A 13,538-nucleotide genomic window follows, 5' to 3' on the forward strand; every position below is an offset into this window, starting at 1 on the left:
CTGCGGTGACATTCCTGCGCGCGGGACGGCGTTCTGGCATGGCCCCAACCATGGTCAGCCGCCCAACAGCCCCCCGGCATCCGCCAGCACCCCCGAGATCCGCTCCAGCGCCGCCTCGTCCCGCGTCACCGCCTCCAGCACCGGCCCGCGCGCGGTGCCCCACCGGCGCGCGACGGCCGACGGGTCCTCCCCGGTCAGTAGACCGGCGGCCTGCGCGGCGGCGCCGAGGGCGACGAGTTCCTTGGCCTCGGGGACCTGGACGGGGCGCCCGGACAGGCGCCGTACGGTCTCCTGCCAGGCGCGCCCGCGCGCGCCGCCGCCGATGAGCAGCAGCGGCGCCGAACGGTCCGCGTCCTCGTCGAGGACGAGGTCCAGCGCGCCCAGCAGGGAGTGCACAGCGCCGTCGTAGGCGCCCTGGAGGAGCTGTCCCGCGGTCGTGTCGTGGCGCAGACCGTGCAGGAGGCCGGAGGCGTTCGGGAGGTTCGGGGTGCGCTCGCCGTCCAGGAAGGGCAGGAGGGTGACGCCCGTGGACGGCTCGACGGCCTCGCGGTCGAGGTTCAGCAGCGCGGCGACCTTGTCGACGGCCAGCGTGCAGTTGAGGGTGCAGGCGAGGGGGAGCCAGTCGCCGTGCGCGGCGGCGAAACCGGCCACCGTCCCGGTCGGGTCGGTGGGGCGCCGCTTCGACACCGCGTAGACCGTCCCGGAGGTGCCCAGGCTCAGGACGGGCGCCCCGGGGCGCAGGCCGAGGCCCAGCGCCGCCGCCGCGTTGTCGCCGGTGCCGGCCGCGACCAGGGTGCCCTTGGCGAACGGCAGGCCGTGACCGTCCCGGACGGTGCCCGCGACCTCGCCGGGGCGCACCACGCGCGGGAGGAGCGCCGGGTCGAGGCCGACATGCGCGAGGATCTCCTCGTCGTAGCCTTCCGTCCCCGAGGCCCACCAGCCCGTCCCGGAGGCGTCCCCGCGGTCCGTGGTGCCCTCGCCGGTCAGCCGCCCGGTCAGGTAGTCGTGCGGCAGCCGTACGGCCTTGACGGCGCGCAGGGCCTCCGGTTCGTTCTCCGCGAGCCACGCCCACTTGGTGACGGTGAAGGAGGCCGCCGGGACGGAACCGGTGCGCTCGGCCCAGAACTTCGCGCCGCCCAGCTCCTCCGTCAGCCGGCGCGCCTGCGGGGCGGAGCGGACGTCGTTCCACAGCAGGGCGGGCCGGACCGGTTCGCCGTCGCCGTCCAGCGTCACCAGGCCGTGCTGCTGCCCGCCGATCGACACCGCCGCGGCCTCGCGCGCGGGCTCACCGCACTGCCTGAGCGCCTCACCGAGGGCCTCCCACCACTGGCGCGGGTCGCTCTCCCGCCCGGCCCCCGTGGAGACCGTGTGCGGGGCCTGGCCGCTCGCGACGACCTCGCCGGTCGCCACGTCGACGACGAGTGCCTTGGTCGACTGCGTGGACGAGTCCACGCCGACGACGAGCGGACCTTCGGCTGCTGACATCGGGCTCTCCCTCGAATTTCACGGCTCGGCGAGATCGGTCTTCCCACGGCTGCTCCCGCATACTAATTTGTAAACGGCCATGACGAAATAGTCGTACGCAGCAAGGAGCCGCTCTATGAGCTACCAGCCCACCCCCGAGGACAGGTTCACCTTCGGCCTGTGGACCGTCGGCTGGCAGGGGCGGGACCCCTTCGGCGACGCCACGCGCGGGGCCCTCGACCCGGTCGAGACCGTGCAGCGTCTGTCGGAACTCGGCGCCCACGGAGTCACCTTCCACGACGACGACCTGATCCCCTTCGGGTCCTCGGACAGCGAGCGGGAGGGCCACATCAAGCGCTTCCGCGAGGCCCTCGACACGACCGGCATGAAGGTGCCGATGGCCACCACCAACCTCTTCACCCACCCCGTCTTCAAGGACGGCGCGTTCACCGCGAACGACCGCGACGTGCGCCGCTACGCGCTGCGCAAGACGATCCGCAACATCGACCTGGCCGTCGAGCTGGGCGCCGAGACGTACGTCGCCTGGGGCGGCCGTGAGGGCGCCGAGTCCGGCGCCGCCAAGGACGTACGGGTGGCCCTCGACCGGATGAAGGAGGCGTTCGACCTCCTCGGCGAGTACGTCACCGCGCAGGGCTACGACCTGAAGTTCGCGATCGAGCCCAAGCCGAACGAGCCGCGCGGCGACATCCTCCTGCCGACCGTCGGCCACGCGCTGGCGTTCATCGAGCGCCTGGAGCGGCCCGAGCTGTACGGCGTGAACCCCGAGGTGGGCCACGAGCAGATGGCCGGCCTGAACTTCCCGCACGGCATCGCGCAGGCGCTGTGGGCGGGCAAGCTCTTCCACATCGACCTCAACGGCCAGTCCGGCATCAAGTACGACCAGGACCTGCGCTTCGGCGCCGGTGACCTGCGCTCCGCGTTCTGGCTGGTCGACCTGCTGGAGAGCGCCGGGTACGCCGGTCCGAAGCACTTCGACTTCAAGCCCCCGCGCACCGAGGACTTCGACGGCGTCTGGGCGTCGGCGGCCGGCTGCATGCGCAACTACCTGATCCTCAAGGAGCGCGCGCTCGCCTTCCGCGCCGACCCGGAGGTCCAGGAGGCGCTGCGCGCGTCCCGTCTCGACGAGCTGGCCCAGCCGACCGCCGCCGACGGCCTCGACGCGCTCCTCGCCGACCGCGCCGCCTTCGAGGACTTCGACGCCGAGGCCGCCGCCGCGCGCGGGATGGCCTTCGAGCGCCTCGACCAGCTCGCCATGGACCACCTCCTGGGTGCCCGCGGCTGATCACGACTCCACGCGCGCGTGCCGGTTGGCGTCCAGGGCGGCCGGGACGGGTGACCGTCCCGGCCGAACGGGTACGCGCGCGTGGGCGGTCGAGCGACCCTGCGCGCGGGCCGTCGGGCCTCCTTCGGCACGAGCCCCTTGCGGCTGCCCGCGAGGGGAATACGCCGGAATCATGTCCTCCTTGACATGAGCCGGTACCAACTCACGCGCGGGGGACACCGCCCGGGCCCGGACGGGCCCAAGGTGGACACCATGGCCACTCCGCCCGTACCTCCGTACCCGCCCTCCGGCGGCGGTTTCGGCGCGCCTCCGCCGTACGACGACGGCCGGCGCCCCTCGCGGCCCCGCAGGCGTCGTACGTCCCTGTTCGCCGCCCTGGCCGCGCTGGTGGGCGTGGCGGTCGTCGTGATCGTCGTCCTGACGGCCTCAGGGGGCTCAGGGGACGACGACAAGCAGGGCGACACGCCTTCGACCGCCGCGTCCGCCGGGTCTTCCTCGTCCCCGGCCCACACGCTGCCGAGCGGGCTCGCCAGCCTCCTGCCGACCCGGTTGCCCACGGCCCTGCCGATCCCGAGCGACCTGATTCCCAGCGGCCTGATCCCCAGCGACCTGGCGTCCCTGCTGCCGTGACTCACCAGGGGTCCTCCTCGCTCCCGGTGGCCGCCGCCAAGGCTGTCGCCGGATCGAGGGCCGGGCCTCCCACAGGCGTCCAACGGCCGTCCAGCCTGCGGTAGGGCCACCAGCGGCCCTCGCGGTCCAGACGTATCTGCGCGGGCTCCCCGACGGCGGTCCAGCGGTTGGCGTGCGCGCGCAGGGCGGGACGCTCGTCCGCGTCCCAGGCCGCCTCCAGCACCGCACGCGCGCGGGCCGACGTCACACTGTCGGGGGTCCACTCCTCGTCGAGAACGGCCAGCGCACTCGCACCGCCCTCGCGCCACGCGCGTACGGCGAGGCCGAGGTCCACGCGCCCCTCGGCGAGCCGCGCGCGGACGCCGGGGTCCGAGGGGTCCGCAGCGGCGAGGCGGACCGCGTCCTGAGCGGGCGTCAACCCGGCTGCCGGGGACGCCCCGTGCAGGGCCTCCCGCAGGAGCCGGTGCGCCTCCCGGGCCGTCTGCGCGGCCAGGAACTCCAGGGCGGCCGGGACGACGCCGTCCGGCGGTGCGGTCCCGGTGTCCAGGGAGGGCGGCACGCCCGGGGCGTCGGGAAGATCCGGCGGGACGGGAAGCGCCACGGGGACGGACGCGTACGCCTCGGCGGCGTCCACGCCCTCCCGGTGCGCCGGCGCGGCGGTGCGGGCCTGGAGGTCGTCCAGCAGGGACCGTTCGGGGCGCCCGCGCAGCAGCAGGAGGACGAAGGGGTCCTCGTCCAGCAGGCGGGCCACCAGGTAGCACAGGGCCGTCGTGTGCCCGCAGTGGTCCCAGGCGCCGCAGTCGCAGGACGCCTCCAGTTCGCCCAGCCCGGGCAGGAGGTCCACGCCCGCGGTCGCCGCGTCCTCCACCAGGTGCGGCGGCATCTCGCGGTCGAGCAGCGCGGCCACGTACCCGGCCCGCTCCCCGGCCAGCGCCAGCAGCCGGTCCCACTGGGCCCCGGACAGCTCCGGGAGCAGCACGTCCGCGCGGTGCGCCGTACCGTCCCGGTCCCGGACGACCGCCGTCGCGCGACCCGGCCGCACCGACACGGCGCCGACCGCGCCCCCGCGCGCGAGGCGGCGCCCGGCGCGGATCTGGGCGCTGTCCAGGACCCCGTCCTCCAGGGCGGCGACCCAGCCCCGCCCCCACCAGGTGCGCGCGAACGCCTGCCCGCGCGCGGGAGCCGCCACCTCGAACGCCGACTCCCCGTACCCGTCACGCCCGCTCATCGCGTCCCCCCTCGCAGTTCCACCAGTTCGGCCAGCTCCGCGTCCGTCAGCTCCGTGAACGCCCTCTCGCCGGAGCCGAGCACCGCGTCGGCCAGTTCCCGCTTGCGGTCCAGCATCCGCGCGATGCGGTCCTCGACCGTCCCCTCGGCGATCAGCCGGTGCACCTGCACCGGCCGGGTCTGCCCGATCCGGTACGCGCGGTCGGTGGCCTGCGCCTCGACGGCGGGGTTCCACCAGCGGTCGTAGTGGACGACGTGCTCGGCCCGGGTGAGGTTGAGCCCCGTCCCGGCCGCCTTCAGCGACAGCAGGAACACCGGCACCTCCCCGTCCTGGAAACGGCCGACCATCGCCTCGCGTTCCCCGACCGGCGTCCCGCCGTGCAGGAACTGCGAAGGCACGCCCCGCGCGCGCAGGTGCCTCTCGACGATCCGGGCCATCGCCACGTACTGCGTGAACACCAGGACAGCCGCCCCCTCGGCCAGGGCGCCGTCGAGCAGTTCGTCGAGCAGCTCCAGCTTCCCGGACCGCCCGGCGATCCGTGGCCGCTCCTCCTTGAGGTACTGGGCCGGGTGGTTGCAGATCTGCTTGAGGCCGGTCAGCAGCTTCACGACGAGGCCGCGCCGCGCCATGTCGTCCGCGCCCGCGATCTCCGCGAGCGTCTCGCGCACCAACGCCTCGTACAGGCCCGCCTGTTCCGGCGTGAGCGACACCGGGCGGTCGCTCTCGGTCTTGGGCGGCAGCTCCGGGGCGATGCCCGGGTCGGACTTGCGGCGGCGCAGCAGGAACGGTCCCACCAGCCGGGCGAGCCGCTCGGCGGCGGCCGGGTCGGCTCCCGTCTCGACGGCGCGTGCGTACCGTGCGCGGAACGCGGTGAGCCGGCCCAGCAGACCGGGCGTCGTCCAGTCCAGGATCGCCCACAGCTCGGAGAGGTTGTTCTCCACCGGAGTGCCGGTGAGCGCCACCCGCGCGCGGGCGCCGACGGTCCGCAGCGCGCGGGCGGTCGCCGCGTACGGGTTCTTCACGTGCTGCGCCTCGTCGGCGACGAGCAGCCCCCAGGGCACCTCGGCGAGCCGGGCCGCGTCCAGCCGCAGCGTGCCGTACGTGGTGAGGACGACCTCGCCGTCCGCGAGGGACTCCACGTCCCGGCGCGGCCCGTGGAAGCGGCGTACGCGCGTGCCGGGCGCGAACCGTTCGATCTCCCGCTGCCAGTTGCCCATCAGGGACGTCGGGCAGACCACCAGCGTGGGCCCCGCCGACGCCGGGTCGGCCTGGCGGTGCAGGTGCAGCGCGATCAGCGTGACCGTCTTGCCGAGCCCCATGTCGTCGGCCAGGCAGCAGCCGAGGCCCAGCGACGTCATCCGGGCCAGCCAGTCGAGGCCGCGCCGTTGGTAGTCCCGCAGGGTCGCGGCGAGCGCGGCGGGCTGCTCCACCGGCCCCTGCTCGCCGGAGGGCGCGAGGCGCTCCCGCAGGCCCTCCAGCCAGCGCGTGGAGTGCACGTCGACAAACCGGCCGTCGATCTCCGCCGAGCCTGTCAGAGCGGCGCCCAGGGCTTCCATGGGGTCGAGCTTGCGGTCCGGCAGGGAACGGGCGAGACGGACCTCCTGAGGGTCGATCAGAACCCACTGCCCGCGCAGCCGTACGAGCGGACGGTTCGCCTCCGCGAGCCGGTCCAGTTCCTCGCGGGTGAGCTGCTGACCGCCCAGCGCGAACCACCAGCCGACGCCCACCATCGCGTCGGCCGACAGGAAGGACGGCGCTTCGCCCGGCCCGTCCGGCGGGCCCACGACCGCGCGCGTGGTGAGCGTCCGGGACAGTTCCCTCGGCCAGTGCACCTCGACCCCGGCGGCGGCCAGCGCCCGCGCGCCGTTCCCGAGGAGGTCCTCGACGTCGTCGTCCAGGAGGTCCACGGCGTCCGGGACGGCGGCCGACAGCAGGGGCGTGAGCACGGGCCAGGCACGCGCCGCGCGGCGCAGCGCCAGCAGGACATCCATGCGCGCGCCGGGGCCGAAGGACCGCACCGCGCTCTCTCGTGCGTGCCCCAGGAGCGGTTGGCCGCTGTGTCGCCAGCTGGCCTCGATCGCGTCCCCGCGCGCCTGCCCTGGGCCCAGCTCGCCCGCCCCCGCGCCGGGTTCCGTGCCGTCGCCCGTCACGGCCCACACCTCCGCCGCGTCCGCGATCACCCCGGGATCGGCGACGGAACGGACCTGCGGCACCACACGGAACCTCGGCGCCTCCTCGGGCCCGTCGAGCCCCGACACCTCGACGCGTAGCGAGATCCGCACCCCGGCGTCCTGCCCCGCCGCGACGTCGGCGGCCCACGCGCGTGCGTGCGGCAGACGCCGGGGAAGCGGCGACGCGTAGGCGGGATTGCCCGTCACGAGCGGCGCGGCGGGGGAGCGCGGCAGGGCGTCGGCGACCGCGTCCAGGAAGGCCCGCAGCAGCCGCTCAGGGACGGGCAGGCGCGGTTCGGGGCCGTCGTCTACGGGCACCGCGTGCGCCTCGGGCGGCATCGCGTCGGCGAGCCGCCGGATCCGCTCGACGTCGTCCTGGCCCAGCGGCCCCACCCGCCACGCGTCGTGGTCGCCGGGGGACAGGCCGGGCAGCAGGAGCCCGCGCGCCACGAACTGGAGGGCCAGGAGCGCGGCGGCGCCCCAGAAGGCGGCCGACGGATGCGCGTCCGGCGCGACCCGCGCGCGGGTGAGCAGCGGCAGCGCCTCGCGCACGGGCACGAAGACGGCGGGGACCTCGACGGTCTCGACGCCCGCGCCCGCGGGACGCACGATGCGCAGGGGCGCGGCGGGGCCGACCGGGGGCGGTGCGCTGCCGTCGGGGTGCCAGAAGGCGATCCGGCCGGTGCGGGCCGGGTCTCCGGGCACGAACACGGTGTGGCAGCGGGACGGTCCGGGGATGTCGGGCGGTGCTTCGGCGGGAACCCTCTGCGCGGAGATGACCCTACTCCTCAAGTTTGACTAGCTAAGCCGGGGTCGCCGAGGGTACAGCATGGGAAGGGGCCGGCGGCAACGGTCCCTCAGGGACGTGTCGGGGTCCGGTCTCAGGGGCGTCTCAGGGTCGGCGGTCGGAACCGCGGGCCGCGTGGAACCGTTCTCAGAGCAGAGAGCGGCAGTGGCCGCGAAGGAGGCGACGTACATGTCGAAGAACGCGAAGATCGCCGCAGGAGGGGTGGCGGCCGGGATCCTCCTGCTGATCTGGCTGCCCTGGTGGGCGGCGCTGTTGATCGTGATAGGGGTCCCGACGGCCGCGTACCTCACGCTGGACCCGTCCCAGCGGCGCAGGCTGCGCCGCATCAGCCGCAAGGAGATCGGCCGCTGAGCACGGGGCCGGGCGCCCTCCCGCGCAGGGCGCCCGGCTCAGCTCGGCCGCACGGCCATCCGGTCCAGCGCCTTCAGCAGCCCGGGAAGCTCCGGCCCCCGGCCGACGGGCAGCACCTCGCCGGGCTTGTCGTCGAGGAGCACGAAGGCGATGTCGTCCGTGCGGGCCACCAGCGACCAGCCGGGCCCGTCCGCGCGGAGCATGCGCGCCTCGCCCGGCGCGAAGGAGGACCGCACCCGGCCCAGCGGAGGCGGCGTGTCGACATAGGCGCGGGCCTCCGCGAGGACCCGCCGGATGTCGCTGGGGCGCTCGGCGGCGCCCGGTTCGCGGCGGGGCTCGAACTTCGAGTCGTCGATCTGCTCGCGCCACGTCGTCCACTGGAGCGCTATCTCGTCGGCCCCCAGCCGCCGCTGCGCCGAGCCCCACCCGCTCGTGTCCGGCGGGACCAGCGCGGGCCCGTCGGCGACCTCGGGGGCGGGGTCGTGCGGCGCGGGCACGCCGGGCGCCGCGACGGCCACCGCGAGCGGCCAGCCGGGCAGCCCGGCGACGACCGTCCGGTCGTCCGGCGACAGGTCGTACTCCATCCCGCAGTCCCAGGAGGCGATCGCGACCGCCACCAGCGACACGTCGTCGACGACCACGGTCCACCGCGCGCCCACGCCGTCCTGGCCGAGCACCAGCCCGTACCCGTCCGCGAGCGGCGCGAGACCGAGCGCGGCGCACGCCTCCGGGTAGTCGTCGCCCAGCGCGCTCGGGAACTGTGCGGGTGTCAGCAGCACCGCCGTGAGCACATACAGCGCATCGTCGGCGGCGACGGTGTCCTCGTCCGTCCCGGCCATCCCAGCCTCCCCACGGGTTCGTCCAACGGCGCGCACCCTAGTGCGCCCGCGACATGCTTGTCACGACTCCCAGACGGACCCGGAGCTGCTGTTTTCGTGAAGACCGCGAAGACGGGGACGAATCGTCCCGTGTCAGGCGGCCGGAAGCCCGAGGGGTGCGCGGGCGACGGTCTGCGGGGACTCGACAGGCCGGCCTCCGCCCGCCGCGAACGCGGCGTCCAGCACCCGTCGCCCGGCCGCAGCTCCAGAGCGGCCACCGCAGCGGCGTACGCGGGTCCGTCGTGCGGGAACCTGCTGTCCTATGTCGCCGCGCGGGACGTGAAGAACTCCTGGACGTGTGTGCGGTCGTCGCTCACGGGCGCATGATCCCGCACCGACACGGAGACACCCACAGTGCGCACAATCGGACGCCACGTGATCAATCACGCCCGTATCTGCGCCAGATTGCGGCACTTTCCGAAACCTGCCCCCTTTGCCTCCCCCTGCCCGCACTAGCGTCCCTGAGCCATGGGACACCTGGACCACGCAGCCTTCGGATGGCTGACCCCCGTGCTGTCGTACGTGATGGCCTGCACCGGCGCCGCCCTCGGGCTGCGCTGCACCGTGCGCGCGCTCGCCGCCACCGGACGCTCGCGCCGCAACTGGCTGATCACCGCCGCCTCCGCCATCGGCACCGGCATCTGGACCATGCACTTCGTCGCGATGCTCGGCTTCGCCGTCAGCGGCACCGACATCCGCTACGACGTACCGCTGACCGTCCTCAGCCTCGTCGTCGCCATGGTCGTCGTCTGCGCGGGCGTGTTCGCCGTCGGCTACGGACGCGACCGTACGCGCGCGCTGCTGACCGGCGGACTCACCACCGGGATCGGCGTCGCGAGCATGCACTACCTGGGCATGGCCGCCGTCCGGCTGCACGGCGACGTGCACTACGACCCGATGACGGTCGCCCTCTCCGTGGTCATCGCCGTCGTCGCGGCCACCGCCGCGCTGTGGGCCGCGCTCAACATCGAGTCGCCCGTCGCGGTCACCGTCGCCTCCCTCGTCATGGGCGCGGCCGTCAGCAGCATGCACTACACGGGGATGTTCGCGGTGAGCGTGCACGTCGAGCCCTCCGGGGCGCCCCTGTCCGGGGCCACGGCGATGCAGTTCATCTTCCCCCTCGCCGTCGGCCTCGGGTCCTACCTCTTCCTGACCTCGGCCTTCGTCGCCCTGTCGCCCACCACCGGGGAACGCGAGGAGTCCGCCTCCGCCCAACGGGCCGTGGAACCCGTCGGCAACCGCGCCTGACCCGGACCGAGCCCCTCCGACCCACCGCCCAGCGAGGAGTCCATGCGCACCCCCAGGAAGGCCACTGCGGCCGGCACCGAGCCGCCGCCCCCGATGCGAGGCCGCCGCGCCCACGCCGGGCCGCCCGCCCACGAGGACCGACGCGACCCCGAGGCCACGACGGACGACACGCCCCCGCGCGCGGAACGCTGGCGAATACGCCCCCGTACCGTCCGCGCCAAGATCGTCTGCCTGCTGATGGTGCCCGTCGTCTCCCTGCTCGCCCTCTGGGCGTACGCCACTGTCACCACCGCCCAGGACGTCTCCCGGCTGCGCCAGATCCAGCGCGTCGACTCCCAGGTCCGCGCACCCGTCGCCGACGCCGTCGCCGCCCTCCAGGCCGAACGCCTCGCCGCCGTCCGGTACGCGACCGAGCCCCGCGCGGGCCAAGGCGACACCCTGCGCCGCCTCGCGTCGGCCACCGACAGCGCGGTCGCCCGACTGCGGCTCGGCGACAGCAGCACCGTCGCCGACGCCCAGGAACTGCCCGCCGGGGTCGCCCAGCGGCTCGACGCCTTCGTCACCGGCGCCGAACGACTGCGGCCCCTGCGCGGCGCGGTGCTCGGCGGGACCGCCGACTGGTCACAGGCGTACGACCGCTACACCCGGACGATCTCCGCCGCGTTCGCCGTGGGCGGCGCCCTCTCCGGCATCCAGGACGCCGAACTCGGCTCCGACGCGCGCGTGCTGCTCGAATTCTCCCGAGCCGCCGAGGCCCTCGCCCAGGAGGACGCCGTCCTCGCGGGCGCGCGCCCGGCGGGCCGCCTCGACACCCGGCGCCTCAGCCTGTTCACCGGCGCCGCCGACAACCGCCGCACCCTCACCGAGGCCGCCGTCACCGACCTGCGCGGCCCCGAACGGGCCGCCTGGCGCGCGCTGGCCGACGACGACGCCTACGCCGCCCTGACCGCCGCCGAGAACCGCGTCCGCGCGAACGCCCCCGGCGAACGGGCCCTCGCCGCCGCGCCGGAGGCCGCCTGGAACGCCGCCCACGCGCGCGTGCAGAGCGGGATGCGCACCATCGAGACGGACGCCGGACACGAGGTCGTCCGCCGCGCCGACCCCTTCACGCGCGGGCTGCTCACCCCGGCCGGCGCCGCCGTCCTGCTCGGCCTCGCCGCCGTCGTCGCCTCGCTCGTCATCTCCGTACGCATCGGCCGCGGCCTCGTCGTCGAACTCGTCAGCCTGCGCAACGACGCCCTGGAGATCGCCCGCCGCAAACTCCCCGAGGCCATGCGGAAACTGCGCGCGGGCGAGGAGATCGACGTCCGAGCGGAGGCCCCGTCCGGACCCCGCGCCGAGGACGAGACCGGACAGGTCGCCGAGGCCCTCACCACCGTCCACCGCGCCGCCCTCAGAGCCGCCGTGGAGCGCGCCGAACTCGCCAGCGGCATCTCCGGCGTGTTCGTCAACCTCGCGCGCCGCAGCCAGGTCCTGGTGCACCGCCAGCTGAGCCTCCTCGACAGCATGGAGCGCCGCTCCGACGACCCGAACGAACTCAGCGACCTCTTCCGACTCGACCACCTCACGACCCGTATGCGGCGTCACGCGGAGAGCCTGATCATCCTCTCCGGGGCCGCCCCCGGCCGGGCCTGGCGGATGCCCGTCCCGCTCACCGACGTGGTGCGCGCCGCCGTCTCCGAGGTCGAGGACTACGCGCGCGTGGAGGTGCGCCAGCTCCCCGCGGCGTCCGTCGCGGGTGCCGCCGTCGCCGACCTCACCCACCTCCTCGCCGAACTCGTCGAGAACGCCGCCCAGTTCTCGCCCCCGCACACGCGCGTGCGGGTCACCGGGGAACCCGTCGGCAACGGGTACGCCGTCGAGGTCGAGGACCGGGGCCTCGGCATGGGCGACGAGGCCCTCACGCGGGCCAACCGGCGCATCACCCAGTCGGAGGCGCTCGACCTGTTCGACAGCGACCGCCTCGGCCTGTTCGTCGTCAGCAGGCTCGCCGCCCGCCACGGCATCAAGGTCCACCTGTGCACCTCCCCCTACGGCGGCACCACAGCCGTCGTCCTGCTGCCCACCGCCCTCCTGGACACCGGCAAGCCGGAACGTTCCGCCCAGGACGCCGCACGAGCCGTCGCACCGCAGCACAGCGTGCAACCCGCGTACGCGCGCGTACCGGACGACCGGGAACACGAAGCCGTCCCCGCGCCGGCCAACCGCCCCGCACTCGTCGCCCCAGCGCCCGCACCCGCGCCGGCCCAGGCGCACGCCTCCGAGCCGCCGCCCCCCGGCGTCACCCCCCTGCGCCTGCACCGCCCCCCGGACGACGACGAACCCCCGGCGGTACCCGACGACGACCTCCCGCGCCGCGTGCGCCAGGCGAGCCTCGTCCCCCAACTGCGCGGCCCGCGCGCGGAGGAACCGCAGCGACCGCACGGCACCCGCGACGACGGACGCACCCCCGAGGTCGTCCGCGACCGCATGGCCGCCTACCGCGCGGGCTGGACCCGTGGCGGCGGCAGACAGCCCGGCCGCGCGGCCGGGCCGCGAACCGGCAGTGAAGGAGACCCCGCATGATCCAGGACCCCGGCACGAGGCCGTCCCAGCTGTCGGGGGAACTCGACTGGCTGCTGGACGACCTGGTGATGCGCGTCGGCGAGGTACGGCACGCGGTCGTACTGTCCAACGACGGCCTCGCCGTGGGCGCCTCCACGGACCTCGGCCGCGAGGACGCCGAACACCTCGCCGCCGTCTCCTCCGGCTTCCACAGCCTCGCCAAGGGCGCGGGACGGCACTTCGGCGCCGGAGGGGTGCGCCAGACCATGGTCGAGATGGACGACGGCTTCCTGTTCGTCGCCGCCGCAGGGGACGGCTCCTGCCTCGCCGTCCTGACCGCCGCCACCGCCGACATAGGCCTCGTCGCCTACGAGATGGCCCGCCTGGTCAAACGCGTCGGCGAACACCTCCACACCCCGCCCCGCGTCACCGCGCGCCCGCCCGCCGCCGGATGAGGCACCGATGAACGACCAGCCACCCAGCGCCCAGTGGTACGACAACGACGCCGGACCCCTCGTACGGCCGTACGCCATGACCGGCGGACGCACCAAGCCGGGGCCCACCGGGGTCCGCTTCGACCTCATCGCCCTCGTCACCCTCGACCCGGGCGCGCCCGGCGCCGACGACGACCACGCGCTCGGTCCCGAACACCGCGCCCTGATCGACCTGTGCCGCATCGAGACGCAGTCCGTCGCGGAGCTGTCCGCCGGGACCGACCTGCCCGTCGGGGTGGTCCGGGTACTCCTCGGGGACCTCCTGGAGACGGGCCGCGTCACCGTCAGCCGCCCGGTGCCGCCCGCGCACCTGCCCGACGAACGGATCCTGCGGGAGGTCATCGAAGGGCTGCGGGCCCTGTAGATGAACACCTGTCACCGGGCGCGCGTATACGTACGCATCTCGCGCCTCTCAGGAC

The 13,538-nt window shown here is 74.9% G+C and carries 12 protein-coding genes; 8 read left to right on the forward strand and 4 right to left on the reverse strand.

Translation table 11 applies throughout. The features are described 5' to 3' along the window. Positions 1–54: 54 nt before the first annotated feature. Positions 55–1,485, reverse strand: coding sequence for a xylulokinase (gene xylB / locus J8M50_RS18795; RefSeq protein ID WP_010355440.1), 1,431 nt, complete (start codon positions 1,483–1,485; stop codon positions 55–57). A 115-nt stretch (positions 1,486–1,600) separates the two neighbouring features. Between xylB and xylA the strand changes: the two genes are divergently transcribed. Both xylA and J8M50_RS18805 read left to right on the forward strand, forming a co-directional pair. Beyond that, positions 1,601–2,767: a xylose isomerase gene (gene xylA / locus J8M50_RS18800; RefSeq protein WP_010355439.1), complete on the forward strand. Its 1,167-nt coding sequence runs from the start codon at positions 1,601–1,603 to the stop codon at positions 2,765–2,767. 252 nt (positions 2,768–3,019) lie between these two features. Continuing rightward, entirely contained in the window at positions 3,020–3,397 is a 378-nt protein-coding gene (locus J8M50_RS18805) for a hypothetical protein (protein ID WP_075661857.1), read from the forward strand. A 1-nt stretch (position 3,398) separates the two neighbouring features. Here the strand turns inward: J8M50_RS18805 and J8M50_RS18810 are convergent, their stop codons facing one another. Together J8M50_RS18810 and J8M50_RS18815 are read right to left on the reverse strand one after the other, a co-directional pair. Continuing rightward, complete coding sequence (locus tag J8M50_RS18810) at positions 3,399–4,625, reverse strand: hypothetical protein (protein WP_010355435.1); 1,227 nt, start codon at positions 4,623–4,625, stop codon at positions 3,399–3,401. Beyond that, positions 4,622–7,507 carry an SCO1167/SCO6262 family helicase gene (locus tag J8M50_RS18815; RefSeq protein WP_010355434.1) on the reverse strand — a complete coding sequence of 962 codons (2,886 nt, stop codon included), beginning with the start codon at positions 7,505–7,507 and terminating at the stop codon, positions 4,622–4,624. Before J8M50_RS18815 ends, J8M50_RS18810 begins: the two co-directional genes overlap by 4 nt. Positions 7,508–7,772: 265 nt before the next feature. Between J8M50_RS18815 and J8M50_RS18820 the strand changes: the two genes are divergently transcribed. Then, complete coding sequence (locus tag J8M50_RS18820) at positions 7,773–7,955, forward strand: tail-anchor membrane protein (RefSeq protein ID WP_029184100.1); 183 nt, start codon at positions 7,773–7,775, stop codon at positions 7,953–7,955. A gap of 38 nt (positions 7,956–7,993) precedes the next feature. On the opposite strand, the gene J8M50_RS18825 is transcribed toward J8M50_RS18820, so the two are convergent. Continuing rightward, a complete protein-coding gene (locus tag J8M50_RS18825) occupies positions 7,994–8,794 on the reverse strand; it encodes a hypothetical protein (RefSeq protein ID WP_010355432.1) in 801 nt (266 codons plus the stop codon). A gap of 129 nt (positions 8,795–8,923) precedes the next feature. On the opposite strand from J8M50_RS18825, the gene J8M50_RS50095 reads away from it, so the two are divergent. From J8M50_RS50095 to J8M50_RS18850, 5 genes are all read left to right on the forward strand, one after another. Further along, positions 8,924–9,160: a hypothetical protein gene (locus J8M50_RS50095; RefSeq protein WP_178855051.1), complete on the forward strand. Its 237-nt coding sequence runs from the start codon at positions 8,924–8,926 to the stop codon at positions 9,158–9,160. A gap of 141 nt (positions 9,161–9,301) precedes the next feature. Then, a complete protein-coding gene (locus J8M50_RS18835) occupies positions 9,302–10,081 on the forward strand; it encodes an MHYT domain-containing protein (protein WP_010355430.1) in 780 nt (259 codons plus the stop codon). A 42-nt stretch (positions 10,082–10,123) separates the two neighbouring features. Next, positions 10,124–12,646 carry a sensor histidine kinase gene (locus tag J8M50_RS18840; RefSeq protein WP_010355429.1) on the forward strand — a complete coding sequence of 841 codons (2,523 nt, stop codon included), beginning with the start codon at positions 10,124–10,126 and terminating at the stop codon, positions 12,644–12,646. Beyond that, entirely contained in the window at positions 12,643–13,080 is a 438-nt protein-coding gene (locus J8M50_RS18845; RefSeq protein WP_010355428.1) for a roadblock/LC7 domain-containing protein, read from the forward strand. Before J8M50_RS18840 ends, J8M50_RS18845 begins: the two co-directional genes overlap by 4 nt. 7 nt (positions 13,081–13,087) lie before the next feature. Beyond that, the gene (locus J8M50_RS18850; protein WP_010355427.1) at positions 13,088–13,483 is read left to right on the forward strand and encodes a DUF742 domain-containing protein; all 396 of its coding nucleotides are present in this window, start codon (positions 13,088–13,090) and stop codon (positions 13,481–13,483) included. Positions 13,484–13,538 lie beyond the last annotated feature (55 nt).

Origin of the sequence: Streptomyces acidiscabies (genome assembly GCF_020010905.1) — a bacterium.
GTDB lineage: Bacteria > Actinomycetota > Actinomycetes > Streptomycetales > Streptomycetaceae > Streptomyces > Streptomyces acidiscabies.